Source organism: Methyloceanibacter sp. (genome assembly GCF_035650995.1).
Taxonomy (GTDB): Bacteria; Pseudomonadota; Alphaproteobacteria; order Rhizobiales; family Methyloligellaceae; genus Methyloceanibacter.
Window position 1 is genome coordinate 1 of record NZ_DASRGO010000164.1, and the last position, 25,686, is coordinate 25,686.

The following is a 25,686-nucleotide window of genomic DNA, read 5'->3' on the forward strand; positions in this document are numbered from 1 at the left end:
CCCGACAAGCCGACCGTCGTCACCATCGGCTTCAAGAAGGGCGATCCCATCTCGATCGATGGCAAGACGCTATCGCCCGCCGCGCTGCTTACGAAGCTCAACGAGCTTGGCCGCGACAACGGCATCGGCAGAGTCGATCTCGTCGAGAACCGGTTCGTCGGCATGAAATCGAGAGGCGTTTACGAAACGCCGGGCGGCACAATCCTTCATGTCGCGCACCGGGCGATCGAATCGCTCACCCTCGACCGCGAGGCGATGCACCTCAAGGACTCGCTGATGCCGCGCTATGCCGAGCTTGTCTATTACGGCTTCTGGTTTTCGCCTGAGCGCGAGATGCTGCAAGCGCTCGTCGACAAGAGCCAGGAGCACGTCGAAGGCGAGGTCACGCTCAAGCTCTACAAGGGCAACGTCACCGTCATCGGCCGCAAGAGCCCGAAGTCGCTCTATTCGGACAAGATCGTCACCTTCGAGGACGATGCCGGCGCCTACGACCAGAAGGATGCGCAAGGCTTCATCAAGCTCAATGCTCTCCGCTTGCGCCTCTTGGGCAAACGGAGGCAAGAGAAGGGCTGACGACCGCGAGGGACCGCCATGTGGCCCGATAGTCGACTGCTTGAGCTGTTTGGCGTCGAGATTCCCATCATCCAGGCGCCGATGGCCAACGCCACCGCCGTTGACATGGCCGCCGCCGTGGCGGAAGCGGGTGCCCTCGGCTCTTACCCTTGCGCGGGCCTCACCGACGATAAGATCGCCGAAGGCCTCACCACCATCAGGGCGCGTACCAAGAAACCGATCAACCTCAACTTCTTCTGCCATCAGGTGGCGCCGCCCGACGCCGAGCGCGACGCGGCCTGGCTCAACAAGCTCGCCCCCTATTATCGCGAGTTCGGCGCCGAGACGCCGAGCGTCCCGCTGAAGGCGAAGATCTATACGTTCACGCCCGCGACCTGCGCCGTGGTCGAGCAGCTCAAGCCGACAGTAGTGAGCTTCCATTTCGGCCTGCCCGAGCCCGAGTTGTTCGCGCGCGTGAAGCAGGCGGGCTGCAAGATCATCAGCTCGGCGACGTCACTGCGCGAGGCTCTCTGGCTCGCCGAACGCGGCGTCGACGCCATTATCGCCCAAGGCGCCGAGGCCGGCGGCCATCGCGGCATGTTCATCGAAACCGACCCCGCGACACAGATCGGCACCTTCGCGCTCCTTCAGCAGATCGTCGATGCGGTCAAAGTCCCGGTGATCGCCGCGGGCGGCATCGGCGACGGCCGTTCGATCACCGCGGCTTTCATTCTCGGCGCCGCCGCCGTACAGATCGGGACCGGCTATCTCGGCTGCCCCGAGGCCACCATCTCGGCCCTGCACCGCGAGGCACTTCGTAAGGAGGGCCGCGAGACGGTTATTACCAACGTATTGAGCGGGCGGCCTGCGCGCTCGGTCGTGAACCGTATCATCCGCGAGCAAGGGCCGATCAACACCACCTCGCTGCCGGCCTATCCATTGGCCACGCCGGCGATTGCCCCGCTTAGGGCCAGGGCCGAGGCCAAGGGATTGACCGATTTCTCGCCGCTCTGGTCGGGCCAAGGAGCCCCGCTGCGCGAGGGCATTGGCGCCAAGGAGCTGACGCAAGCCTTCGCCGAAGAGGCGCTTGCTCTCCTCGGATAAACGCCGCCGGGCGGGCCCGCGCTAGCCCTGCTCGGCGATGACCACCGGCCCCTTGGGGAAGTTCGCGAATGTCGCTTGCGGCACCTTGAAATTGGTGGCGAGCAGAAGATCGGGATTGGCCGCCATCCAGCCGGTGAGCGAGATCGCCTCGTAGGTGCCGTTGTTGAACACCGCGAGCAAGTGCAGCTCATCGCTCCCGGTATTTTCGATGTAGTGGCCGTAGCCCTGCGGCACGTAGCCGACATCGCCAACGCCGAATTCGTCGGTGAGCGCGCGGCCGTGGCTCCCGAACACCGTCATCCGTGCGCTGCCCTTGAGGTAATACTGCCACTCGGCGGCGTGCGGATGCCAATGCGGCTCGCGGACGCCACCCGGTTTGATCACCAGCAGCGCGCCGGTCATGGTCGTCGAGATCGGAAATTCGCTCGAAGAGGCCTTGCGCTCGGTACCGCCCGCAAAGTCCTCTGGCTTAGCCGCCCGCAATCGATAGCGATGCGTCAACGGCGGCGCATTCTGAGAGTCCGGGGCTGGCTGCAGGGGGAGCGGCGGCGGCACCGGCCCCGTATTGATATAGACTTCCTTCTTGGGGAAATCGGCGAAGGTCGTGGCGGGAACGCCGAACGTCTTGGCGAGCACCTCGGGCGGCGTATGCCCTACCCAGTCGCTGATCGAGAACGTGCCGAACTCCGAGAAATAGCCGTTGTCGAACACGAGGAGGAAGGTGCAAGTGCCTGGTCCCAGCCCCTGGATCGAATGACCGTGTCCGCGCGGGAAGTACCAGATATCGCCCGGCCCGAAATCGACGATCTCCCACTGCCCGGCCGGATCGATGGTGGTCACGCGGCAGTTGCCTTCGATCACATAGGCCCATTCGGCCGCATTGGCGTGCCAGTGCAGCTCGCGCAGGGCCCCGGGCTCGAGAGTCATATAGACGCCGGCGAGCTTCTCCGAGACCGGGAAGCCGGTGACGTTCGCTTCTTTGGCGGTGCCGCCGTTGAACTGCTCGGTCTTCTGCGCCCCGAGCGGATAGCGGAACGAGGGGAGTTCCGGCCCGTCGAGCGGCGCCGGTGCAGGCCCATAAGGCGGCTGCTGCGATTCGGTGCTGAGCGCGGCCGTGTTCCACAAGAGTCCGCCCATCGCCACGCCTCCAAGCACGTTCCGCCGGGATATCTCGGCCACGGCCAGCTCCACATGATCGCCGCGCGGAACTCGGGCCGCGCGGGCGCCACTTTGACCGGGGAATGCTAACGAAGATTTATCGCGGTCTCGTGTCACTCACGCCGCGAGTCGCCTCACACCATTGGCGGATGAGCCGAAATCGAGCGTCGGCAAATCGCAGAGGCCGCCACCGAGGAACAAGTGGTGCCAAAGCTGGGTGGCCATCACCCCGGTCAAGCCGAGGCTCACGAACGTTCCGAGCTTGCGGCCGGGTGGATCGCGGAAGCTCTGATAGTCGCGCCTGACGCTTGCGACGTCGAAATAGCCGGTCCTGGCGAGCGCTTCCTCGCTCATCAAATCGCGCACGAAGGGAGGCGGGCTGATGAAGAAGCTCTCGGCGAGCGGGAGCCGGAACATCGATTTCCGCCGCTGCGCCACCTCGACCGGCAGAAGCCGCTCCGCCGCTCTCCGCAGCAGATATTTGTCCTTGGTTCCCCGTCGCAGCTTCCAGCGGGGATGCAAGCGCGAGGCGAGCGCGATCACCTTCTCGTCCAGGAACGGGTAACGAGCCTCGACGCTGTTCGCCATGGTTATACGGTCGCCTTTATGGGTCAGAAGCATGCCAGCGAGCAGGACCTTGTAGCCGAAATAGAGCGAGCGATTGAGCGGGTGCCACCGGCGTAAGCGTTCCGGATCGAAATCGAGATCCTCATAGGCGAGGTGACCGCCGAGCTGCTCTTTGAGGCCGCCGCTGTAATAGCGGTGTCGTGAGCTCGCCACGAGATTGTAGAGGATCGATTGCGCATGCGGCCCGCCGATCATCGCATCGATGCGCCGAAACTCGTCGAATCCGATTTCCGGCGTGGTGTATTTGCGCACGAGCAGGCTCATCGCCGTGCTCAGTTTGAAGCTGCCCACGTCCAGAGCGCGGGCGATCTCGCGCCACTTGAACCAGAGATAGCCGGCGAAAGCCTCGTCTGCCCCCTCGCCCGTGAGCACGACCTTGTTGCCGAGGTCGCGGACCCTCCGCGAGAGACCCAACAATGCCGCGCACGAGGTATCGAGAACGGGACTCTCCGCAGCCTGGATCAAGCGCGCGTAGTTGGCGGCAATCACTTCGGCGCCGGCCTCCAGAATGGTCTGGCTGCTCCCGAGCGTTTGCGCAGTTCCCGCCGACGCCGGCGTCTCGTCGAATTGGGAGTCAGGCACTCTCACCGTGAAGCTCGGCAGCGGCTTGCCGCGCAGCTTAGACGCGGTGGCGAGCACATAGGCGGAGTCGACGCCACCCGAGAGATAGCCGACCACCGGCACTTCCGCGCGCAATCTGATCTCGACGGCGCGGCTGAAGACGGACTCGAACTCATCGACGAGCGCCTCCTCGTCGGAAGGATCGTCCTCATCGCCCCAGTCGGGGAAATCGAGATCCCAATAGCAGCGCTGCTCGATTTCGGCGGAGGCTCCGTCACTGCGGAAGGCGATACGCAAATAGTGCCCGGGCCGTAGCGACTGGACGCCGGTAAACATCGTGCGCTGCGTTCCCATGGCGAAGAAGGTGAAGATATGATCGAGACCGCGCGGATCGAGCGCGGGCCGCACGGCGCCTGATGCGAACAGCGCCTTGATCTCCGAGCCGAAATAGAGCCGGTCGCCCTGCCGCGACCAATGCAGCGGGCAGATCCCCGCGCGATCGCGCCCGAGCAGCACGAGGCTCCGGCTGAAGTCGACGAGCACGAAGGCGAACTGGCCTCTCAGATGCTCGAACAACGTCTCGCCATACTCCTCATAGAGATGGACGATCAGCTCGGTGTCCGAATCGGTCCTGAACACATGGCCTTTGGCCATGAGCTCGGTCTTGCGCTCGGGATAATCGAACAGCTCGCCGTTGGCGATCACGCCGACATTGCCGGCCTCGTTGAAGATGGGCTGCTGGCCATTGGTGACGCCGACGATGGCGAGTCTGCGATTGCCCATGCCGATGCCGGGCGCCATGAGATAGCCCACCCCGTCCGGCCCGCGATGCCGGAGCGCCGTCGCCATCCGGCCGACCAAGGCCCGGTCGGGTTCACCCGCCCCTTTGAGATCGAGAACGCCCGCTATCCCGCACATATGAGCTCCATGGAAACGATGTCCCCCTTACGCCGGCATTACGTGGACAGGCTCAACGCGCAAACTCATGATTCCGGTGTGTGACAGCGCGTCGCTGCAATTGTGGTAAAAAGCCTGCCATTGCGTCTTTGTCACACCATCTATATATCCCAGCCATAGGAAGCGCGGGCCGTTTTGGCCCGCGCTCGTGCATTTAATCCCATGAATCTTCGCAATATCGCCATTATCGCCCATGTCGACCATGGGAAGACGACCCTGGTCGACCGGCTGCTTCAGCAATCGGGAGCCTTCCGCGACAACCAGCGGGTGGCCGAGCGCGCGCTCGACTCCAACGATCTGGAGCGTGAGCGCGGCATCACCATTCTCGCCAAGGTCACCTCGATCGTCTGGGACGGCACGCGCATCAACATCGTCGATACGCCGGGACACGCCGATTTCGGCGGCGAGGTCGAGCGCATCCTCAATATGGTGGACGGCGCTCTCGTCCTGGTCGATGCGGCGGAAGGTCCCCTTCCGCAGACGAAATTCGTGGTCTCCAAGGCCCTCAAGATGGGGCTGAAGCCCATCGTGGTCATCAACAAGGTCGACCGCACCGACGCCCGCCCGCAGGAAGTCGTCGACGACGTGTTCGACCTGTTCGCCGCGCTTGAGGCAAGCGATGAGCAGCTCGACTTCCCGATCCTCTACGGCTCGGCCAAGGAGGGCTGGATGGGCCCCTCACCGGAGGGACCCAAGGACGAGGGGATGAAGCCCCTGTTCGATCTCGTGCTGCGTCACGTCGCGCCGCCCCGCATCGAGGACGGTCCCTTCCGTCTGCTCGGCACCATCCTCGAGGCCAATCCCTATCTCGGACGCATCGTCACCGGCCGCATCACGTCAGGCTCGATTGCTCCGAACCAGCCGGTGAAGGTGCTCGACCATGCCGGCAAGTTGGTCGAGCAGGGCCGCGTCTCAAAGGTGCTTGCCTTCCGCGGGCTCGATCGCGTCGGCCTCGATCAGGCGACCGCAGGCGACATCGTCTCGCTCGCCGGCCTTCCCAACGCTACCGTCGCCCACACGATCTGTGCACCCGAGGTGGTGACGCCGCTCCCCGCCCAGCCGATCGATCCTCCGACCTTGTCGATGACGTTCCGCGTCAACGACTCCCCGCTTGCCGGCACCGAAGGGACCAAGGTGACGGGCCGCATGATCCGCGACAGGTTGCTGCGCGAGGCTGAAGGCAATGTGGCGCTCCGCGTGACCGAATCGGAAGAACGCGATTCGATGGAGGTGGCCGGACGCGGCGAACTGCAACTCGGCATCCTGATCGAGACCATGCGGCGCGAGGGCTTCGAGCTTTCGGTGTCACGGCCCAGGGTCCTGCTCAGGCGAGGACCCGACGGCACGCTGCTCGAGCCGATCGAAGAGGTCGTTATCGACCTCGACGAAGAGCACTCGGGCATCGTGGTGCAGAAGCTTGCCGAGCGCAAAGCCGAGCTCGTGGAAATGAAGCCGTCGGGCGGCGGCCGTCAGCGTCTTGTGTTCTATGCCCCGACGCGCGGGCTCCTCGGCTATCAAGGCGAGCTCCTGACCGACACGCGCGGCACCGGCATCATGAATCGCCTGTTCCATGGCTACGCCCCGCACAAGGGCCCGATCCAGGGCCGGCGCAACGGCGTCCTGATCTCGACCGATCAGGGCGAGGCCGTCGCCTACGCCCTGTGGAACCTCGAGGACCGTGGCCCGATGATGATCGAGCCGGGCTGGAAGGTGTATCGCGGCATGATCGTCGGCGAGCACACCAGGGACAACGACCTCGAGGTGAATGTGCTCAAGGGCAAGAAGCTCACCAATGTGCGCGCCACCTCGAAGGACGAGGCGGTGCGGCTCACGCCGCCTTTGCGCATGACGCTCGAGCGGGCGCTTGCCTATATCCAGGACGATGAGCTGGTCGAGGTGACGCCGAAATCGATTCGCCTGCGCAAGAAGCACCTCGATCCGAACGAGCGGAAAAAGGCCGAGCGCCAGCGCCTTGCCGAAGATGTTGCCTGATCTTCTCGGCATGTTTGCCGGCAAATCCCCGCTAGATTTGCCAGCATCGGTGCAAGATTTCTGATCGATCTAAAGCATTACGGTCGAGCGGGTAAGTATTTTACCCGGCGCGGGCCAGGTTGCTCGTCGGTTTACTGCACCCAACTCGAAGACAGGAGATCGATCATGAGGAAGATGTTCGCCCTGGCGCTGGCCATGGCCCTGGGTTGCACCACGTTCGCATTCGCCGAGGACGATGATGACGACAAGGTCCCGGCCGCCGAGGTTGCCAAGATCGAAGAGACGCTGAACACACTCGGCTGCAGCGGATACGACGACCTGAAGAAGGAGCAGGAAGGCATCTACGAGATCGACGATGCCAAATGCAAAATGGGTACCATGGATATCAAGCTCGACAAGGACTACACGGTGATCCTGATCTCGCGCTACTAGAGCGTGAGGCACATCGTTTTGGAAGAGGCGAGCGGGCGGCGTGCCCTCTCGCCTTTTTGTTGCGCGTGAGCAACGACGGACTGACGCTCGCGCTACGAAGTCGGGACAAACGCCCCGACCCCCTGCCCAGGGCAAAGACTTTGCGCTAGGCTCCTGCCATGCCCGTCGATGTCGTCCATGTCAGGCCAGCACGATTGAAAGACGCTCCTGCGCTTGCGACGGCTTACGAGGAGGCATGGCGCAGCGCCTATCAGGGCCTGATCCCGCATCTCTCGCTCGAGCGCATGATCGCGCGAAGGGGATTGCGCTGGTGGGAGAGCGCCCTCCGCAGGCGGACGCCGCTGCTTGTGCTCGACTTCGATGGCGCGGCTGCGGGCTATGTGACTTACGGCCGCTGCCGCTTGGGACGCGCGCCCTTTCAAGGCGAGATCTTCGAGCTCTATCTCCATCCGACCTATCAGGGCTTCGGGCTCGGCGAGAAGCTCTTCGACGGAGCACGCATGAGGCTCGCCGAGCTCAGGCTGAGAGGTCTTCTCGTCTGGGCGCTTGCCGACAACCACGGCGCTTGCGCCTTCTATCGCCGGCTCGGCGGCAAGCTGATCGCCGAAGGCTCGGAGACATTCGGGGACGTAACCTTGCGCAAGATCGCGTTCGCCTGGGCCTAGTCCCTTAACGCGGCATTTACCCCGATTCTTGGCCCCCCCTTAACGCCCTTTCGCTATCACCGACAACGTCGCGGTCGGCTATGGGAATTCGTCAGATGGCAGAAGTGGGTGCTCGGGACCGGCTGGTCATGACCGGTCTTGTGGTCCTTGGTTTGGTTACCGTCATTGCAGGCGTGCTGTCGGGTTACTCAACCATTGACTACGTGCTTGGGCGCGATGCCCAGGAGGCGGCGTTAAGCTGGGCGGCCAAGGTCAACACCGCACTTGCCTCGCCGAACGCGCCGGACCGCGTTCTCGATCAGAACTTCGAAGTGCTCGACGCTCACGCCCTTGTAAACCCCGCGGGAAATCCCGGGCTGCTTCCTGCCAATCGGGGCTTCCAGCCTGGATTCAGTGTTGTCGAGATGTTCGATCGCTTGACCGGCGGCTGGGCGCTCGGCGGCAACGGCCAGTCGAGAGACGATTTCGTGAGCAAGCTCGACGGTTTTGCCATTCTTGATGCAGGCGGAAAACCGCTGGCCACTGCCGGCAACCTCTCTGCCAGCAAGCTCGATACTCTTCTCGCGCGCGACGATGTCCAGAAGGCGTTGACCTCGTCCAAGCAGGCCGACGCCGTAGCGATTGCAAGCCGCGACCGTGCCGGCGACGCCCGCGTCGCCTTCGTTCCCGTGACGCAGGACGGAAAGGTTGCCCGCATCTACGCCTTTTCCCTCGACCAGTCGGCCGCGGCGGCATTGACCAATGTGGCGCTCACGGTGGCCACGCTCATGGCGAGTCTGTTCATCGTGCTTGGCTTCTCGGTTCCCGCCGCCATCGCCTCGCGGCGCATCCGCGAGCGCTGGCTCGCCGAAGACAAGATACGCCATCTCGCCCTCCACGATTCGCTCACCGGCCTCCCCAACCGGCTCCAGTTCCATCAGCATCTCGAGCGCGCCGTCTCGCGCGCCAAGCGCCACGGCCAGCTCGTCGCCGTCTTCGGGCTCGACCTCGATCGCTTCAAGGACGTGAACGATACGATGGGCCACGCCACCGGCGATGCGCTGCTCGCGGAGGTCGCCGCACGCCTCAAGGAGAACGTGCGCGAGTCCGATCTCGTCGGACGACTCGGTGGCGACGAGTTCGCGATCGTCGCCGAGGACATCGCCGCGCCCGAGGACGCCATGCGCCTCGCCCGCCGCGTCTGCACCGCGCTTGGCGAGCCCTATCGCGTCAATGGCCACGAGCTCGCCACTTCGGTCAGCATCGGCATCGCCATTGGGCCCGTCGAGGGCGAGCCCGCCGATGGATTGCTCAAGAATGCCGACCTCGCGCTCTACCGCGCCAAAGAGGACGGCCGCAACACGTTCCGCTTTTTCGAGCCGGCGATGGACGCCGCGCTGCAGAAGCGGCGCCGGCTCGAGGCCGATCTCAGAGCGGCGCTGCGCAAGAATCAGCTCTATCTCGACTATCAGCCGCAATTCGATCTCGAAACCGGCAAGCTCACCGGCTACGAGGCCCTGGTGCGCTGGTGGCATCCTAGCCAGGGCGAGATTCCGCCCGCCACCTTCATTCCAATCGCCGAGGAAACCGGTCTTATCGTGACCCTCGGCGAGTGGATCCTGCGCACGGCGTGTAGCTACGCGACGACATGGCCACTCGACACCAAGCTCGCGGTGAACCTCTCGCCGGCGCAATTCAAGACCCAGGACGTCTACAACCTGGTGCGCCGCATCCTGAACGAAACCGGACTCGAACCCGAGCGCCTCGAGCTCGAAATTACCGAGGGCATCATCCTGCAAAACACCGAGGCCGTACTCGACACCCTTCAGCGCCTCGATCAGCTCGGCGTCTCCATTGCCATGGACGATTTCGGCACCGGTTATTCGAGCCTGTCCTACCTCACTCGCTTCCCCGTGAAGAAGATCAAGATCGACCGCTCCTTCATTGACACGCTCGGCACGAGCCCGCAGACCTCGGCCATCGTGTCGAGCATCGTGGGCCTAGGCCAATCGCTCCACGTCACCATCACCGCCGAGGGCGTCGAGACCGAGAGCCAGGCGGCCATGCTCAAGAAATGGGGCTGCGACCAGGTGCAAGGCTTCTATTACGGAAAGCCGGACCCCGAAGTTCCGGAGTCGGCCGCCAACGCCAAGGAGCGGCCGCTCGTCGCCTGAGAGATCAGGCGTCAACCGACCGCCTCAAGGCAAGCGCGCCATCTTCGAGCCTGATTTTGCTCGCCAGCACTGTCCACCACAGCGCCGTCATGATGACGGCCAGCGCCACCGCGCCGAACGCGAGGGGCAGGACGAAAGTCTCGATGATGGTCACGGCATAGTTCGGGTGCGACAGATAGCGGTAGGGTCCGTTGCAGCTGATCGGCGCGCCCGGCAGCGTGATGATGCGATGCGTCCAGAAGCGGCCGAGGCTCGCGATCACCCAATAGCGCGCGACCTGCAGTGCGAGATAGTAGGCAATGAGCGGCCAGACGACAGGCGCACCGCTCGGAATTAGAAAGAAGAGCGAGGCGATCCAGGCAAGGTGCGTCGCGGCGACGACGGGATAGAACTCGCGTCCGACTTCACTCGCGCCTTGGGTTAGAAGCGCGCGCGTGTTCCGCGCCGAATAAAGCTCCTCCAAGCCGCGCTGAGCGAGAACGATGAGGGCTGCGATCTGCGGGGCGCCGATGATGTCGAGAACAGTCATGGGGCGAGGGCCGCTCCGAAACTAGGACGCCGTTTCGTCGCACCTCTTAGAGATCGGCGGCGACGAAATAGGCCGAGAAGCCGGGACCGAAGGCCATCAAGAGATGCGGTCCCCTGGCGCCCGCCTTGCGCGCGCGATGGAGCGCGAACAGTGCCGTCGGCGAGGACATATTTCCGAAGTCGCGCAATACCTCGCGCGACAGGGCGAGATCGGCATCGGTAAGACCGAGCACCTCCTGCGCCGTGTTCAGGATCTTGGCGCCGCCGGGATGGAGCAGAAAGCCCGAGAACTCGCCGAGACTCATGCCGTTTCGATCGAGGAAGGCTTGCACGGCGTCGGCGAGGTGATTGCGGATAAGCCCTGGAAGGTCGGGGCTCAGCACCACGCCGAAGCCATCCTCCTTGATGTCCCAGCCCATGATCCGCTCGGTGTTTGACCAGAAGTGATCGCCGACGGCGAGGACATGGCCTCCGCCTGCATCGCTCGCCGCGCCGCTAACATTACGGACCACGACGCCCGCGGCGCCGTCGCCGAACAACGCGCCCGAGACGAACATCGCGAGACTGGGATCGCCGATGCGTAGGCAAAGGCTGCACAGATCGACCGTGAGGAAGAGCACGTTGCTGCCCGGCATGCCTTGCGCGTAGCGGGCGGCGCGTGCGAGTCCCGCCACGCCTCCGCCGCAGCCCAGTCCGAAGATCGGCAGCCGCTCCATCTTGCGGGGAAAGTCGAGGCGGTTCATCAGCATCGCGTCGAGGCTCGGTATGGCAAGCCCCGTGATCGTGTTGACCACAAGCGCGTCGATGTCCTTGAGACCGATGCCCGCGTCAGCGATGGCGCCGAGCGTCACCTCCTCGAGCAATTGGAGAGCATGGCGCTGGAAGACTTCGGTGCGCGCCTCCCAACCATGGTGCTCGTAGTACCACTCCTTGGGCTGGCAGGCGTAGCGGCTTTCGATCCCGGTATTGGCATAAAGCCCGTCGAGCCGCGCGAGATGCGGAAACACCGCCTTGGCGCGTTCGGCGATGTCGTCTTGCGAGAGCCGGTGCGCGGGGACGGCCGTTGCCACCCCGGTGATGGCCACATCGAAGGCCTTCGCCCTTTGCCCGGCCGGTTTCGTCCTGGCGGCGGTCTCGAGCATGGCCTCCCCTCGCCGTCGCTTCCTCGGCAAATATCAGCCGCTGGCTTTGTGGCGCGCCAGCGGCCCAAATGGCGCAGCTTCGTCAATTCTTCGTGTTGAAACGTTTTGCGGCGCGCCCGTTATGCGCCTGCACAGCGCACGATTCTGCCTTCTTTCGCGCATCCGGGCTTGTGAGCGGGCGGCCTTTTCGTCATAGAAGAGCGCCTATGTGCCCGCCAGGCCCATCCCATCCAGCTTAGCGCGACCGCCGCATCACGGACAGGCAATGAGTGACATGAAATTGGCCGTGTTGGGTGCCGCAGGCCGCATGGGCCAGGCGCTGACCCGCGTCATCTCGGCCATGCCCGGCTGCGTCGTCGCCGGCGGCGTCGAGGTCAAGGGTTCGCCGGCCGTGGGTCGCGATCTCGGCGAAGTCGCAGGTCTCGATCCCCTCGGGGTCGCCATCACCGACGATCCCTTGCCCGTCTTCGCCCGCAGCGATGGCGTGCTCGACTTCACCTCGCCCGCCTCGACCGTTGTCTTTGCGGCTCTTTCGGCCCAGGCGCGCATCGTCCACGTGATCGGCACGACCGGCCTGTCCGAGGCCGATGAGGCCAAGATCGAGGCGGCAACCCGTCACGCGACCATCGTCAAGGCCGGCAATATGAGCCTGGGCGTCAACCTGCTCGCGGTCCTGACCGAGCGGGTCGCCGAGGCGCTCGGACCTGAATTCGACGTCGAGATCCTCGAGCTGCACCACCGCCATAAGCGCGACGCGCCCTCAGGCACCGCCCTCATGCTGGGCGAGGCAGCCGCGCGCGGGCGCAGCGTCTTGCTAAAGGACAAGGCCGTGCGCACGCGCGACGGCGAGGTGGGGCCGAGGCGGGAGGGCGATATCGGCTTTGCCACGCTCAGGGGAGGCGACGTCGTCGGTGAGCACCGGGTCATCTTCGCCGGTTCCGGCGAGCGCATCGAGCTTGCCCATATTGCGAGCGATCGGGAGATTTTTGCCCGCGGCGCGGTCAGGGCGGCGTTATGGGCGCGCGGCAGGCCGCCCGGGCTTTATTCTATGGCGGATGTTCTTGGCTTATGAGGTCGGGCATTGACCTTGGCATGAGGCTTGCGAATCTTGTTGCGGGAGCTATGAGCCAATATGTGTTGCTTGCCCGAATCTTCGGATGTTTTCGCCGGAAATCAGCCAGAAATTGAGGCCATATGAAACCGCCTGTAACCATTCTCGGCTATCTTCCAAGACACGGAGTAGGGGCCGCCTTGGCGGGCTGAACGGCTGGATCGGGCGATGACAGGGCAAGCCTCGCAAGACGAAACGCCGCCGAGCACGGGCTTGCTCGTTCTCGCCCGGCACGGTGAGAGCGAGTGGAATCGCCTAAATCGCTTCACCGGATGGAAGGATGTCGGCCTCACCGAAGAAGGGCTGTTCGAGGCACACCGGGCGGGCACCATGCTCGAGGCGGCAGGCCTTCGTTTCGATTGCGCCTTTTCCAGCACGCTGAAACGCGCCACCCACACTCTCGATATCATTCTCGAGGAGCTCGACCAGAAAGACATTCCGGTGGTGAAGGATGCGGCGCTGAACGAACGCGACTACGGCGAGCTCGTCGGCATCAACAAGGATGAGGCCCGCCGCCGTTGGGGGGCCGAGCAGGTCCATCTCTGGCAACGCTCGTATGACATCGCTCCGCCCGGAGGCGAGAGTTTGAAGGACACCGCCCAGCGTGTGGTGCCCTTTTTCCAGAAGCGTATCGCCCCCGAGCTTAAGGCCGGCAAGAATGTCCTCGTCGTCGCCCACGGCAATTCGCTTCGCTCGCTCATCATGTGGCTCGATGGCTTGTCGCCGGAGGATGTCGAGCGGGTCGAGCTCCGCACCGGGCACCCGCTGATCTACCGGCTGAATGCCGACGGCTCGATCGCCGAGAAGCGCGATCTCGCAGCCTGACGGCAGGACCTATCCGGGCCCGGGGCTTTTCGCGGCCGCAAGGGCCGAGGACAGCGCCGCGGCGAAATCCTCGCGCTCGCCGTCGGTCAAGAAGCTCGCAAACACGAGTCGTTTGCCGTGCGATGCGAGCGACAGCTCAGTGGAGCGGCCCCGCCGCTGCTCAAGGTTGAGCCTGACCCAATAGGGATTGAAGTTCCACGACTTCGCATTGCCGCCCGGATCGACGCGAGTGACGGTGAGGGCCTCGCGCGTCAAGTCGACCGTCTCGTAGAGCCTGAGCGCCCGGAAGTTTAGCTTGAAGGCGATATAGATGAGGGCGACGTCGAGCCCCATGAAGCCGACCACCGGCCAGGCGCCGATCAGGTAGAACAGGAGACCGGTTCCGAAGCTCACCGCGCAGACGGCGCACATCAGCACCATGAAACCCTTGGGGCCAAGCGAGCGGTGCGGGGTCAGCACGGCGCGGAAATAAGCCGGCTCTTGTGGACTGAGGTCTGCGTCTGTCATAGCAGTCAGGGACGGTGCGCTAGTGTCAGTCAAAGCTCATGGCGGTTCAACCGAAAATGCGCGCAACCGGCGGCGGCCGAGCGACGAGGAAGGGGAAGCGCGCGCCCGGATCGCGGCTGACGCAAGAGGCGGTCGACGAGATCTTCCGGCGCTTTCACGCGGCCGACCCCCACCCCAAGACCGAGCTTGATTACCGCGATCCCTTCACGCTGCTCGTCGCCGTCGTGCTGTCGGCGCAAGCGACCGACGCTTCGGTTAACCGCGCCACGCCCGAGTTGTTCCGCATTGCCGATACGCCCGAGAAGCTGGTCGCGCTCGGCGAGGCTGCTCTCACCGCCAAGATCAAGACCATCGGGCTTTATCGCTCGAAGGCCAAGAACCTGATCGCCCTCTCGAAGGCGCTCCTCGAGGAGCATGACGGCAAGGTGCCGGAAAGCCGCGAAGCGCTGGAAAGCCTGCCGGGGGTCGGCCGCAAGACTGCCAACGTGGTTCTGAACGTGGCCTTCGGCGCCAACACCATCGCCATCGACACGCACGCCTTCCGCGTCGCCAACCGCACAGGTCTCGCCCCCGGCAAGACGCCGCTCCAAGTCGAGGAGACTTTGAATCGCATCGTTCCCGATCGCTACAAGCACAACGCCCATCACTGGCTGATCCTGCACGGACGCTACGTGTGCAAGGCACGCAAGCCGGAATGCTTTCGTTGCCTCATCGCCGACCTCTGCCTGTTCAAGCCGAAGACCGCCGCCCCCGCTTAAAATTCACATCCGCTTGACCCGGCATTGAACCTGACACTGGCAGCATTAGATGCGGAGAAAGTTTCACATCTAGACGGACAGTTGCCATGACCAGAACCATCCTCGCCCTCGCTGTGGCCGTCGCTTGCTCCACGTCTGCACTCGCCGCGCAAGGAGAAATGAACTCCGGCTCGTACGGCAATGCGACCGCCAATGGAGTGTTCGTCCCGCATTCGAAAAAGCTCAAAGACGCGCTCGGCGGGTGGAACCAGGGCGATCCCAACGATCCCTATTGGGACCCTTGCCTCTCCTACTACCGGGGCTGGGGACCCGGCGCTTGCGGCGGCCGCTAGCGTCGCGTCGTTGACTGGCGTCGCGCTGAGCCGATGGCAAATCCTAGGCGCGGGCCGGACTTAAGCCGGCGCGGGCAGCGAGCTGCTTGTAGATGCGCACCATGAAGGCGGTCGCGAAGATCGGCGTAATCAGGTTGAGGACCGGCACCGAGGCGATCGCCGCTATGATCAGCCCGCAGAGCGAGACGTAGCCGACATTCGCCTTGCGTAGGCGCTTGACCTCATCAACCGGGAGATGGCGCATCGCCGCGAGCTCGAAATATTCACGGCCAAGCAAATAGCCGTTGCCGAGATAGAAGGCGATGGCGTTGATCCCCGGAATGAGCAACAGAAACAGCGCGAGGATGTTGACCGCGAGCACCACGAAGAAGAATTTGAGCGCAAGCCCGATCGCCTGGACCGGCGGCAGCTCGCGCCCGGGAGGGTCCGACGGATAGTCGGTGCGCTCGACCTCTGCCGCGATGTCGTCGAGATAGAGACCCGCGATCAGCGATGTCACCGGCGGGACGAGGAAGATCGATCCCACCACTAGCGCGAACCCGCCGAGCCACTCGACCGTCGCCTCGATCCAATGCGGCCAGTGCACGAAATGGCCGAAGGTCCACTCGATGGCGATGACCAGGAGGGCGAGCAGTCCAATGGTGAAGCCCACGCATTTCCACAGCACGGAACGGAACGGCGGGGTGAACAGCTCTCGAAAGGCTTGACCTGCGGCGGCGAGCATGACGTGGTCCCCTCGAAACTCTGGCGCCCGAATATAGTAGCGTCTGGCTGCGACGAAAGGGCCATAGGGCAAGCGGGGAGCTGTAATCCAGATGGCTGAGAAAACCTATGACGTGGTCGGCATCGGCAACGCCATCGTCGACATCATCGCCCGCTGCGATGAGGGCTTCCTCACCAAGCACGACCTCGCCAAGGGCTTCATGCGGCTGATCGACGCCGAACAGGCCGCCCACCTCTACGAGGCCATGGGGCCAGCTATTGAACGATCGGGCGGGTCGGTCGCCAACACCATCGCCGGGCTTGCCTCCTTCGGGGCCAAGTGCGGCTTCATCGGCCGGGTGGCCGCCGACCAATTCGGCGGCATCTTCCGCCACGACATCCGCTCGCTCGGCGTCGTCTATGAGACCGAGCCCGCAACCGACGGTCCGCCGACCGCGCGCTGCCTGATCCTGGTGACGCCGGACGGCGAGCGCACGATGAATACGTTCCTCGGCGCGAGCGTCGATTTGAGCGCCGCCGACATCGACCAGGCGATGATCGAGAATTCGAAGATCATCTATCTCGAGGGCTATCTGTTCGACCGCCACGAAGCGAAGAAGGCTTTCCGCAACGCGGCGCGCCGCGCGCAGAAGGCCGGCGTCAAGGTCGCGCTCAGCCTCTCAGACGCCTTCTGCGTCGACCGTCACCGCAACGACTTCCGCAAATTGGTGCGCGAAGGCGCCGATATCGTGTTCGCCAACGAGAAGGAGATCACGAGCCTCTACCAGGTGAACAGTTTCGAGGAGGCGGCCGACTTGGCGCTCGAGGACTGCGAAATGGCGGTCCTGACGCGCTCCGAGGCTGGGTCGCTGATCGTGGCCAAGGGGGAGACGATCGAGGTTTCCGCCTGGCCCGCCCCTCAGGTCGTAGACGTCACCGGCGCAGGCGACCTCTATGCCTCCGGGTTTCTCTACGGCCTTACCCATGGCGCGCCGCTCGAGATCTGCGGGAAGCTCGGCAGTCTCGCCGCGGCCGAGGTCATCAGCCATATCGGGGCACGGCCCGAAGTCCCCCTCGATAAGCTCGCCAAGGAGCATGGCTTGATCGCTTGAGCCGTCAGAACCTGTGGCTATTCGGCCACAGCCGCCGGGAATTTCCTTGTGGCGTCGACAGATAACGCATTCGTTAGAGATCAGCCTGCTATCCTTCCGCAAATCAGATGCGGGGGAATCGGTGATGCGTACATCGTTGCGATTGCTTGCGGCCGCGGCGTTCGGGTTTGCCGCTTTCGTTCAAGGGGCGGCGGCACAGGAGACGGTGACCACGACCTCGGGCGGGACGACGATTTCGGTCGGTGGCGGCGGCCAATTCCTTACACTTCCCGACATCCGTTTTACCGGCAAGGGTAATCCGGGTTCTTTCCACCGGCAGGACAACGCCGATTTCTCCGATTATGGCGGCTCGATCGGCGGCGTCATCGAGACCCCGCTCGGTTTTTGGGGCGGCTACCGCGTGACGGGCTCCGTCAAAGGCTTCTTTTCCGAAATCAATACCGACGACCGGGTCGGTTGCCAGGGGGGCTGTGTGCTCGTCGATCCTACCGGCTCATTCCTCGCGTCTGGAAGCACGCTGCGAACGAAGACGAGCCGTGACGTCGATTACTGGGGCGGCATGGCTGAAGCAAAGTTCTGGCAGCGCGACACCGTCCAGGTCAGGCCCAATCTCTATCGCAACGACTATTTCATCATCGGCGCCGACATTCGCGGCATCGACCAGGACAATAATCTGCACGGCCGCGCCTTCAACGGGCTCGACGTATTCAAGCTCAACGAAAGCATCGATACCACCTATTACGGCGGCTACATCGGTTTCGGCGGCGAGTACAGCCTGGGCTTTCTTGGCACCGGCGGCCTGATGGACCGCCTCGGCATTCGCACCTTCATTTCCGGCCGCGCCGGTCTCTATGAGGCCAATACCGATTACGACGGCAAGTTTGCCTATTTGGTTTCGCCATTCGCGTCGAAGCTCTCCAAGTCGAGCGACGACCTCGCCTTCATCGGCACCCTCTCCTTCGAGGCAAGGAAGGATCTCGGTCCGCACACGAGCATCGGCCTCTATACCGATTACGAGTACATTTCCTCGGTGCCGAAGATCAAATACGCCGATCTCGGCGGCACAACGCGGATCGAGGACGAGGGCGCGTTCGCGAGCCGCACCATGCTCCGGTTCAATTACACGTGGGGCGGAACGCCCGGCCCTGCTCCGGTCTACGGCGAGCCTCTGAAATAACCTCGGTCGTTCCAGCCCGGCGCGCCTGAGCGCAAAGCCGGACTAAAGCTTCCTGAGCGCGACGGTCTCGACCGCGTGCCCCTCGCCCTTGCGCAGGATGAGGTCGGCGCGCTGGCGTGTCGGCAGGATGTTCTCTCTCAAGTTGACGAGGTTGATGGTCCGCCAGATCGATAGGCCGGTCGCGAGCGCCTCCTCCTCGGACAGCGCTGCGTAACGATGGAAGTAGGACGCCGGGTCGCGGAACGCGGTCTGCCGGAGGCGCATGAAGCGCTCGACGTACCAGCTTTCCACCAGCTCCTCGGCGGCGTCGATATAGATCGAGAAATCGAAAAAGTCGGACACGTAGGGGATGGCCTGACCGTCCTTGGGCAGCTTGGCCGGCTGCAACACGTTGAGGCCTTCGACGATCACGATATCCGGCCGCTCGACGACGAGGTTCTGATCGGGAAGCACGTCATAGATGAGGTGTGAGTAGACCGGCGCTTCGACCCGTTCCTTGCCCGACTTCACATCGGCGAGAAAATTGAGGAGTCGCGTCAGATCGTAGCTTTCGGGGAAGCCTTTGCGCTCCATCATCCCGCGCTCTTCGAGCACGGCGTTGGGGAACAGGAAGCCGTCGGTCGGCACGAGATCGACCCGTCTGTGGCTCGGCCAGCGGGCAAGGAGCGCCCTCAGCACGCGTGCCGTCGTGCTCTTGCCCGCCGCCACGCTTCCCGCGAGACCGATGATGAAGGGCATCTTGCTGTCGCCCTTGCGCAGGAAATTCGTCGTGCTCGCGTGCAATGCCTGGGTCGACTCGACGTAGAGGTTGAGCAGTCGGCTCAGCGGCAGATAGACCTCGACCACCTCGTCGGTGGAGATGCGCTCGGTGAGGCCGCTCAGATTCTCGAGCTCGGCCTCCGTCAACGGCATCGGCGTGTCGGCACGAAGCCGGGCCCATTCCTCGCGGAGATAGAGGGCGTAAGGCGAAAACGCGACGGTCGTACGCGCGGTCATGGCAAGACGCGGAGCTTCGGCGGTCAGCTCGCCGCGGCCTTCCGCCTCTTCTGAAGTTCGGTGGCGCTCATACGCCGCTCGAGCTCTTGGTACACGTCGTCGAGGGAGATGTGCCGGGATTCCAGCACCACGAGGAGATGGTAGAGGAGATCGGCCGACTCTCCGATCAGCGCACTTTTGTCCTGGGCGAGCGCGGCGATTGCCACTTCGACGGCCTCTTCGCCGAGCTTTTTGGCCGGCCTGATCGGGGCGCCGTCGAGCAACCTCCGGGTATGGGAGTCCTCGGGTCTCGCCGTCCTGCGGTCTTTGATGGTAGCGGCAAGCCGTCTCAGCACGTCATTGCTCATACTTTGGCTCAATACACTGCCGTGGCCGGTGTGGGAATAGGTACGTCTCGGAAATCCAAATCAAAAGCGGGGCAACTGCCCGTTTGCCGGGCAATGCGACAGGTTGAGCCCATTTCCAAGGCTTTTCGTGCGGCCTGGTTACGGATCGAGCCTGATCGGCAGCCCGGCCTCGGCCATGAAGCGCTTGGCCTCGCCGATCGTGTGCTCGCCGTAGTGGAAGATCGAGGCAGCCAGCACGGCGCTCGCGTGGCCTTGCCGCACCCCCTCGACCAAGTGCTCGAGCGTACCGACGCCCCCGCTTGCGATCACCGGGACCTGGACCGCATCCGCAATGGCGCGGGTCAGCTCGAGGTCGAACCCCATTCGCGTGCCGTCCCGGTCCATCGAGGTGAGCAGGATCTCGCCGGCCCCCAGCGCCACCACCTCCTGTGCGTAGGCCACAGCCTCGAGCCCGGTCGGCTCGCGGCCGCCATGGGTGAACAGCTCGAAGCGCGGCCTGGATCCGTTGGCGCCGACGCGCTTCGCGTCGATGGCGACCACGATACATTGCGCGCCGAACTTCTCGGCCGCTCTCTGCACGAGGCTTCGGTCTTCGACCGCGGCGGTATTGATCGAGACCTTGTCGGCGCCCGCTTCGAGCAGGGCGCGCACGTCCTCGGTGCTGCGCACGCCGCCGCCGACGGTGAGCGGCATGAAGCAGCGCTCGGCCGTGCGCCGCACCACGTCGAGGATCGTGCCGCGCTTCTCGTGGCTCGCGGTGATGTCGAGGAAGCAGAGCTCGTCGGCGCCCGCCTCGTCGTAGGCAGCCGCCGCCTCGACCGGATCGCCGGCGTCGCGCAGATCGACGAAGCGCACGCCCTTGACGACGCGTCCTTCCTTCACGTCGAGGCAAGGTATGACCCGAACTTTCAGCATGACTCGGTGACTAGGCCTGTTTCCGCTTGCGCGCGCGGCTAACGATGAGGGCGGCGACCGCGGCGACCGCCCAGATGGCAAACAGCACGCCGCCGACCGGGAGCGATAGATAGGAATACCAGATCAGAAAGCCGAGATCGTAGAAGGTTTGCCCATAGTCCTTGCCGCCGATCACGCACGGGACGGCATAGTTGAGATTGACCTCACAGCCGAACACGCCCTCGGCGATGAGCTCGCTCCCCACCGCGATCAGCGCCGGCCCGAACGCGATCAGGGCGATGAGAACAAGGAGAATGGCGAAGATGGTGTGTGCGCGCATGGTCAGGGATGTTTCGCCAGGCCGCTCGCCGCGATCAATTGCAGCGCCGCGCGGGCATCGAGGCTGCCGTCATAGAGTGCGCGGCCGACGATCGCGCCCTCGAGCATCCGGTAGCGTGGCTCGATCAGGCGCTTCACATCGTCGATCCCGGCAAATCCCCCGCTCGCAATCACCGGGATCGAAACCGCGCGCGCAAGCTCGGCGCTGCCGTCGAGATTGAGACCCTTGAGGACGCCGTCGCGCGCGATGTCGGTGTGAATGATGGCGGCGACCCCGGCGTCCTCGAATCTTTGCGCGAGATCGATCGCCGCGATCTCGCTCGTCTCGGCCCAGCCCTCGATCGCGACCTTGCCGTCGCGCGCGTCGATGCCGACGGCGATGCAGCTCGGAAAGTCGCGCGCCGCCTCCTTCACCAGTTTCGGATCGCGCACTGCCGCCGTGCCGAGGATCACGCGGTCGACCCCCTTGTCGAGCCAGGCCACCACCGTATCGAGGTCGCGGATGCCCCCGCCAAGCTGGACCGGGATATGCACCGCGGCAAGGATCGCCTCGACCGCCGCGGCATTGACCGGTTTCCCCTCGAAGGCACCGTTCAGATCGACCACGTGCAGCCAATCGAAGCCGGCCTCCTCGAAGGCGCGCGCTTGCGCCGCCGGATCGGTGTTGAACACGGTCGCCTCCGCCATCTCGCCTTGGCGCAAGCGCACGCATTGCCCGTCTTTGAGATCGATCGCGGGGAACAGGATCATGGCTTCCATTTCAGGAAGTTGGCGATGAGCTTAAGCCCGAGCTTCTGGCTCTTCTCCGGGTGGAACTGGCTGCCCGCCATATTGTCCCTGGCGACGAAGGCGGTGACCTCACCACCATAATCGGTGCTTGCGATGAGCACGTCGCGGCCGGCCGGCACGAGATGGTAGGAGTGCACGAAATAGGCGTTGAGCCCGCCCTCCCCGGTCGGAATGCCTTCGAACAGCGCGTGCTCTCGCGCAAGCTTGAGTGTATTCCACCCCATGTGCGGGATCTTGAGCGCGGGATCCGACGGGGCGATGGCGCGGACCTCCCCCTCGATCCAGCCGAGTCCCGGCGTCACCCCGTGCTCGAGGCCGCGCTCGGCCATGAGCTGAAGCCCGACGCAGATGCCGAGAAAGGGCCTGTCCTTCCCCTTAACCGCCTCTTCCAGCGCCTCGATCATCCCCGGCACGCGGACGAGCCCCGCCTTGCAGTCGGCAAAGGCGCCAACGCCCGGCAGCACGATGCGCTCCGCGGACAGCACAGCCTCAGGGTCTGCCGTCACCTTGACCACAAGCGGCGAACCACTCTCGCAGGCCGCGCGCTCGAAGGCCTTGGCGGCCGAGTGCAGATTGCCCGATCCGTAATCGATGATGGCGACGTGGCTCATTGCTCAGGCTTGCGGGAAGAGGCCGATGACGTCCTCGCCCTCGTTGCGCGAGACAGGCGGAAGGCTTTGCTTGCCGCGCGCGGTCTCGGGCTTGCTCTCCCCGGAGCGGCCAGACTTCGCCTGTTGCGCCAGCCAGCTCTTGAAGAACGACAGCTCGGCCTCGGTCCGGCCCTTTCCCTCGGCCAATCCGACCAGCCGGTACCCGCGCCGCTCGAGCGCGGCGCCGCGGAGATCGTTGGCCTGGAAGGCAAACAGCGCAAACAGCCCGGCCAAGAGCCAGCCGAGCACCTCGTGTCCCGGCTTGTCGAGGCCGAGACCCCATTGCAGCGCCCCGAACACGGCGATGAACAGGGCGAACTCCACCCACATGCGGCAATAGATGAGCCAAAGCGCCGGCACCAAGAATGCGGGCCACGAGAAGCCCTCCTTCACGAATTGCAGCGCTTCGGCGCGCGCCTCGAGGTCTTGTGCCGCATCGCTGGGCTCATAGACGGAATAGACAGTCATCTCACTCACACCACGACGTCATTGCCGCGCCTGACCCGGCAATCCAGAACAGCTTGCTCCGAGCCTGTTGCCCCCGGATGCCCGGCTCAAGGCCGGGCATGACGTGTTCGTTTTTTGTGCCAAGTCAAGAGCTGCTAAAGCTGGCCCTTGGTCGAGGGAACCCGCCCGCTCTGGCGCTCGTCGAGTGCGATCGCCTGCCTGAGCGCCCGCGCGAGAGCCTTATAGCAGGTCTCGGCGATATGGTGGCTATTCTCGCCGTAGAGCGTCTCGACATGGAGCGTGATGCCCGCATGCTGAGCGAAGGCCTGGAACCACTCGCGGAACAGCTCGGTATCCATCTCCCCGATCTTCGAGCGGGTGAAGGCGACGTTCCACACGAGGTAAGGCCGGCCCGAGACGTCGAGCGCGACGCGGGTGAGCGTCTCGTCCATGGGCAAGTAAGCAGAGCCGTAGCGGGCGATGCCCTTCTTGTCGCCGAGCGCCTTTGCAACCGCCTGGCCGAGCACGATGCCCGCATCCTCGGTCGTGTGGTGCTGGTCGATATGGAGGTCGCCCTTGGCCTTGAGCGTTATGTCGATCAGGGAGTGACGGGCAAGCTGCTCGATCATGTGGTCGAGGAAGCCGACTCCCGTCTTAACGTCGTAGGCGCCGGTTCCGTCGAGATCGACCGAGGCCGTGATCGCGGTCTCCTTGGTCTTGCGCTCGACGGTCGCGGCCCGCGCCTCGGTGTCTTTGCTTCGCTTTTGCATGGGGTCAATCTAGCCCAAGGGCCTTAGCAATTCGCTTCTTTGGGGGTTCGCGCCGACCTTATACGCTCGGTCGCCGAAGAGTGCTATTCCCCTGTCCCGGACCGGAGTGAGACCCATGCGCAAATGGCTGATCGGCGCCATCCTCGGCGTGGCCGCCTATCTCGGCTATCCCTATCTCACCCTTTACTGGATCGACCACGCGCTGCTCACCAATGACGAGCCGGCCCTCGAACGCCTGGTCGACTGGCCGGAGGTGAGACAGGGGCTCAAGGCCGACGTCAAGCTCGCCCTTATCGATGCGGCCCAGACCCAAGCCGGAAAGGACGGCTTCGCCGGCGTGTTCGGCGCGGCGTTGACCGCCCTCCTCGTTCCGACCCTGGTCGACAGCGCCGTCGATGAATGGGTCACGCCCGAAAAGGTGTTGAACAGCGAGGAGGTGGTCAAACACCGGCAGGAGCAGAAATCCTTTGCCGACTTCGTCACCTACGCCTTCTTCACCTCGCCCACCGAGTTCCGCGTCGACTTGAAGGACCCCAAGGACCCGAACTCGCCCTCGATCGCCGCTTTGATGCGGCTCTCCGGGCTCAGATGGCGCGTGATTGCGATCAAGCTGCCGCCGGTCTCCACCTGGCTCAACGGTTCCACCCCGCGCGCCTCCTCGTCCGAGACGTCGCCGCCCTCAACACCGTCAACGCCCTGAAGCCTCGTAGCCTCGCCCAGGCGAACCCGCCCCAGCTTAAATGTAGCCGACGCACTTGAAATATTTGTGCTTGAAGTAATCCTTCTTCTTCGGATCGTCGGTGGCGTTGCCCTTGTCGATCCATTTCTGGCATTTCGTCTGGAGCTCGGCGCTCACCGGAGCGCAATCGTTATGCGACGGCACGCCATCGTAATCGCCACAAGGAAGCGGGCCCTTGGACTTCTTGGCTTCGGCAGGCACGACGGCGAGGGCGAGTGAGCAAGCGACGAGCGCAACAATTCTCCACATGACGCGTCTCCCACGATTGATCGGCCAAAGACGGGGGTCTGAACATTATCACGTCTTGGCAGGTCGCGCTGAGGAAGGTTTGCGCTCGCCAAGCCCGCGTTAAGCTTCGTCAACGAGATGATGCCGCCCCTCAGCAAGTGCTTGACTAAGGCCCGCTCCGCTCCGATATCGCATTGCGACATGGGTAGCCCGCAGTCCTCCCCCGACATTTGGCACGGCACGACCATTCTGACCGTCCGCAAGGACGGCAAGGTGGTGATCGCCGGCGACGGCCAGGTCACGCTCGGCCAAACCGTCATCAAGGGCACGGCGCGCAAAGTGCGCCGCGTCGGTTCGGGCAACGTCATCGCCGGCTTCGCCGGCTCGACCGCCGACGCTTTTACGCTGTTCGAGCGCCTCGAGACCAAGCTCGAGCGCTTTCCCGATCAATTGAAGCGGGCCTGCGTCGAGCTCGCCAAGGACTGGCGCACCGACCGCTATCTCCGCCGGCTCGAGGCGATGATGATCGTGGCCGACCCCGGCGAGAGCCTTGTGCTCACCGGCACCGGCGATGTGCTCGAGCCGGACGATGCGGTGATGGGGATCGGCTCGGGTGGGGCTTATGCGCTCGCCGCCGCGCGCGCATTGCTCGACACCGATCTCGGCGCCGAGGAGATTGCGCGCAAGGCCATGGCCATTGCCGCCAAGATTTGCGTTTACACCAACGACGAGGTGGTCGTCGAAACCCTCGACGCGACGAAGTGAGTGCTAAGTTGCCAATAGAAATCCGCCGCCGGCCGCTTGCACCCCGCTCCCCTCTCGTGGGGGCGCACGCTCGCCTCTTGGGCGAGCGGAGGGGGGTGAACGGCGGGACGAGTCAATCACTTGAACCCCGCTCCCTGTCCCTCCCCCACAAGGGCGGCGGGAAGGGTGAGCGTCGCTTCCCGTCATGACCGCATTTTCACCCCGCGAGATCGTCTCCGAGCTCGACCGCCACATCATCGGCCAGCGCGACGCCAAGCGCGCCGTCGCCATCGCGCTGCGCAATCGCTGGCGCCGCCAGCAGTTGAACGATGAGATGCGCGAAGAGGT

General features: G+C 64.2%; 28 protein-coding genes and 2 pseudogenes. 15 read left to right on the forward strand and 15 right to left on the reverse strand.

What is annotated here, in order from left to right:
- Positions 1-573, forward strand: a pseudogene (locus VFB18_RS12440) (argininosuccinate synthase); the annotation flags it as partial.
- 18 nt (positions 574-591) lie between these two features.
- A complete protein-coding gene (locus VFB18_RS12445; RefSeq protein ID WP_324975699.1) occupies positions 592-1,656 on the forward strand; it encodes a nitronate monooxygenase family protein in 1,065 nt (354 codons plus the stop codon).
- 21 nt (positions 1,657-1,677) lie between these two features.
- Here VFB18_RS12445 and VFB18_RS12450 read toward each other — a convergent pair whose 3' ends face one another.
- Complete coding sequence (locus VFB18_RS12450; protein ID WP_324975702.1) at positions 1,678-2,835, reverse strand: cupin domain-containing protein; 1,158 nt, start codon at positions 2,833-2,835, stop codon at positions 1,678-1,680.
- A gap of 96 nt (positions 2,836-2,931) precedes the next feature.
- Positions 2,932-4,920 carry an asparagine synthase (glutamine-hydrolyzing) gene (gene asnB / locus VFB18_RS12455; protein ID WP_324975704.1) on the reverse strand — a complete coding sequence of 663 codons (1,989 nt, stop codon included), beginning with the start codon at positions 4,918-4,920 and terminating at the stop codon, positions 2,932-2,934.
- 201 nt (positions 4,921-5,121) lie between these two features.
- On the opposite strand from asnB, the gene typA reads away from it, so the two are divergent.
- The 4 genes from typA to VFB18_RS12475 all read left to right on the forward strand — a co-directional run bounded on the left by typA (position 5,122) and on the right by VFB18_RS12475 (position 10,201).
- On the forward strand, positions 5,122-6,951 hold the full coding sequence (gene typA / locus VFB18_RS12460; protein ID WP_324975706.1) for a translational GTPase TypA: 1,830 nt from the start codon (positions 5,122-5,124) through the stop codon (positions 6,949-6,951).
- A gap of 165 nt (positions 6,952-7,116) precedes the next feature.
- Positions 7,117-7,383, forward strand: a complete 267-nt coding sequence (locus tag VFB18_RS12465) for a hypothetical protein (protein WP_324975708.1) — start codon at positions 7,117-7,119, stop codon at positions 7,381-7,383.
- Positions 7,384-7,541: 158 nt separating this feature from the next.
- Positions 7,542-8,048, forward strand: coding sequence for a GNAT family N-acetyltransferase (locus VFB18_RS12470; protein WP_324975710.1), 507 nt, complete (start codon positions 7,542-7,544; stop codon positions 8,046-8,048).
- A 95-nt stretch (positions 8,049-8,143) separates the two neighbouring features.
- Complete coding sequence (locus tag VFB18_RS12475) at positions 8,144-10,201, forward strand: putative bifunctional diguanylate cyclase/phosphodiesterase (RefSeq protein ID WP_324975713.1); 2,058 nt, start codon at positions 8,144-8,146, stop codon at positions 10,199-10,201.
- 4 nt (positions 10,202-10,205) lie between these two features.
- Here VFB18_RS12475 and VFB18_RS12480 read toward each other — a convergent pair whose 3' ends face one another.
- Positions 10,206-10,730: an isoprenylcysteine carboxyl methyltransferase family protein gene (locus VFB18_RS12480; protein WP_324975715.1), complete on the reverse strand. Its 525-nt coding sequence runs from the start codon at positions 10,728-10,730 to the stop codon at positions 10,206-10,208.
- Positions 10,731-10,776: 46 nt separating this feature from the next.
- The gene (locus tag VFB18_RS12485; RefSeq protein WP_324975718.1) at positions 10,777-11,871 is read right to left on the reverse strand and encodes a type III polyketide synthase; all 1,095 of its coding nucleotides are present in this window, start codon (positions 11,869-11,871) and stop codon (positions 10,777-10,779) included.
- 265 nt (positions 11,872-12,136) lie between these two features.
- Here VFB18_RS12485 and dapB point away from each other — a divergent pair, with 265 nt between their 5' ends.
- Both dapB and VFB18_RS12495 read left to right on the forward strand, forming a co-directional pair.
- Positions 12,137-12,943 (forward strand): 4-hydroxy-tetrahydrodipicolinate reductase, encoded by an 807-nt coding sequence (gene dapB / locus VFB18_RS12490; RefSeq protein ID WP_324975721.1) that lies wholly within the window; start codon positions 12,137-12,139, stop codon positions 12,941-12,943.
- 207 nt (positions 12,944-13,150) lie between these two features.
- Complete coding sequence (locus VFB18_RS12495) at positions 13,151-13,807, forward strand: 2,3-bisphosphoglycerate-dependent phosphoglycerate mutase (protein ID WP_324975724.1); 657 nt, start codon at positions 13,151-13,153, stop codon at positions 13,805-13,807.
- Positions 13,808-13,816: 9 nt separating this feature from the next.
- On the opposite strand, the gene VFB18_RS12500 is transcribed toward VFB18_RS12495, so the two are convergent.
- On the reverse strand, positions 13,817-14,314 hold the full coding sequence (locus tag VFB18_RS12500) for a DUF2244 domain-containing protein (RefSeq protein ID WP_324975727.1): 498 nt from the start codon (positions 14,312-14,314) through the stop codon (positions 13,817-13,819).
- A 56-nt stretch (positions 14,315-14,370) separates the two neighbouring features.
- Here VFB18_RS12500 and nth point away from each other — a divergent pair, with 56 nt between their 5' ends.
- Together nth and VFB18_RS12510 are read left to right on the forward strand one after the other, a co-directional pair.
- Positions 14,371-15,072 carry an endonuclease III gene (nth, locus tag VFB18_RS12505; RefSeq protein WP_324975731.1) on the forward strand — a complete coding sequence of 234 codons (702 nt, stop codon included), beginning with the start codon at positions 14,371-14,373 and terminating at the stop codon, positions 15,070-15,072.
- A gap of 86 nt (positions 15,073-15,158) precedes the next feature.
- Complete coding sequence (locus VFB18_RS12510; protein WP_324975734.1) at positions 15,159-15,404, forward strand: hypothetical protein; 246 nt, start codon at positions 15,159-15,161, stop codon at positions 15,402-15,404.
- 43 nt (positions 15,405-15,447) lie between these two features.
- Here VFB18_RS12510 and VFB18_RS12515 read toward each other — a convergent pair whose 3' ends face one another.
- Entirely contained in the window at positions 15,448-16,128 is a 681-nt protein-coding gene (locus VFB18_RS12515) for a sulfate transporter family protein (RefSeq protein WP_324975736.1), read from the reverse strand.
- Between the two features lie 91 nt (positions 16,129-16,219).
- Here VFB18_RS12515 and VFB18_RS12520 point away from each other — a divergent pair, with 91 nt between their 5' ends.
- Positions 16,220-17,218 carry an adenosine kinase gene (locus VFB18_RS12520; RefSeq protein WP_324975738.1) on the forward strand — a complete coding sequence of 333 codons (999 nt, stop codon included), beginning with the start codon at positions 16,220-16,222 and terminating at the stop codon, positions 17,216-17,218.
- A gap of 124 nt (positions 17,219-17,342) precedes the next feature.
- Positions 17,343-18,395, forward strand: a complete 1,053-nt coding sequence (locus VFB18_RS12525) for a hypothetical protein (protein ID WP_324975740.1) — start codon at positions 17,343-17,345, stop codon at positions 18,393-18,395.
- Positions 18,396-18,437: 42 nt separating this feature from the next.
- Here VFB18_RS12525 and coaA read toward each other — a convergent pair whose 3' ends face one another.
- The 8 genes from coaA to hisB all read right to left on the reverse strand — a co-directional run bounded on the left by coaA (position 18,438) and on the right by hisB (position 23,627).
- On the reverse strand, positions 18,438-19,391 hold the full coding sequence (gene coaA / locus VFB18_RS12530; protein WP_324975742.1) for a type I pantothenate kinase: 954 nt from the start codon (positions 19,389-19,391) through the stop codon (positions 18,438-18,440).
- A gap of 23 nt (positions 19,392-19,414) precedes the next feature.
- Complete coding sequence (hisE, locus tag VFB18_RS12535; protein WP_324975743.1) at positions 19,415-19,738, reverse strand: phosphoribosyl-ATP diphosphatase; 324 nt, start codon at positions 19,736-19,738, stop codon at positions 19,415-19,417.
- A gap of 138 nt (positions 19,739-19,876) precedes the next feature.
- Positions 19,877-20,653: an imidazole glycerol phosphate synthase subunit HisF gene (gene hisF, locus VFB18_RS12540; protein ID WP_324975745.1), complete on the reverse strand. Its 777-nt coding sequence runs from the start codon at positions 20,651-20,653 to the stop codon at positions 19,877-19,879.
- A 10-nt stretch (positions 20,654-20,663) separates the two neighbouring features.
- Positions 20,664-20,972, reverse strand: coding sequence for a hypothetical protein (locus VFB18_RS12545; RefSeq protein ID WP_324975747.1), 309 nt, complete (start codon positions 20,970-20,972; stop codon positions 20,664-20,666).
- Positions 20,973-20,974: 2 nt separating this feature from the next.
- Positions 20,975-21,721 carry a 1-(5-phosphoribosyl)-5-[(5-phosphoribosylamino)methylideneamino]imidazole-4-carboxamide isomerase gene (gene hisA, locus VFB18_RS12550; RefSeq protein WP_324975750.1) on the reverse strand — a complete coding sequence of 249 codons (747 nt, stop codon included), beginning with the start codon at positions 21,719-21,721 and terminating at the stop codon, positions 20,975-20,977.
- On the reverse strand, positions 21,718-22,371 hold the full coding sequence (hisH, locus tag VFB18_RS12555) for an imidazole glycerol phosphate synthase subunit HisH (protein ID WP_324975753.1): 654 nt from the start codon (positions 22,369-22,371) through the stop codon (positions 21,718-21,720). The genes hisA and hisH overlap by 4 nt, the downstream gene beginning before the upstream one ends.
- Positions 22,372-22,374: 3 nt before the next feature.
- Positions 22,375-22,878: a DUF2628 domain-containing protein gene (locus tag VFB18_RS12560; RefSeq protein ID WP_324975767.1), complete on the reverse strand. Its 504-nt coding sequence runs from the start codon at positions 22,876-22,878 to the stop codon at positions 22,375-22,377.
- Between the two features lie 134 nt (positions 22,879-23,012).
- Entirely contained in the window at positions 23,013-23,627 is a 615-nt protein-coding gene (gene hisB / locus VFB18_RS12565; RefSeq protein WP_324975756.1) for an imidazoleglycerol-phosphate dehydratase HisB, read from the reverse strand.
- A gap of 115 nt (positions 23,628-23,742) precedes the next feature.
- Between hisB and VFB18_RS12570 the strand changes: the two genes are divergently transcribed.
- Positions 23,743-24,327 carry a DUF2939 domain-containing protein gene (locus tag VFB18_RS12570; protein ID WP_324975759.1) on the forward strand — a complete coding sequence of 195 codons (585 nt, stop codon included), beginning with the start codon at positions 23,743-23,745 and terminating at the stop codon, positions 24,325-24,327.
- A gap of 36 nt (positions 24,328-24,363) precedes the next feature.
- Here VFB18_RS12570 and VFB18_RS12575 read toward each other — a convergent pair whose 3' ends face one another.
- Positions 24,364-24,615, reverse strand: coding sequence for a hypothetical protein (locus tag VFB18_RS12575; RefSeq protein ID WP_324975762.1), 252 nt, complete (start codon positions 24,613-24,615; stop codon positions 24,364-24,366).
- Positions 24,616-24,795: 180 nt separating this feature from the next.
- Between VFB18_RS12575 and hslV the strand changes: the two genes are divergently transcribed.
- Together hslV and VFB18_RS12585 are read left to right on the forward strand one after the other, a co-directional pair.
- Positions 24,796-25,359, forward strand: coding sequence for an ATP-dependent protease subunit HslV (gene hslV, locus VFB18_RS12580; protein ID WP_324975765.1), 564 nt, complete (start codon positions 24,796-24,798; stop codon positions 25,357-25,359).
- Between the two features lie 184 nt (positions 25,360-25,543).
- Positions 25,544-25,686: pseudogene (locus VFB18_RS12585) on the forward strand (HslU--HslV peptidase ATPase subunit); the annotation flags it as partial.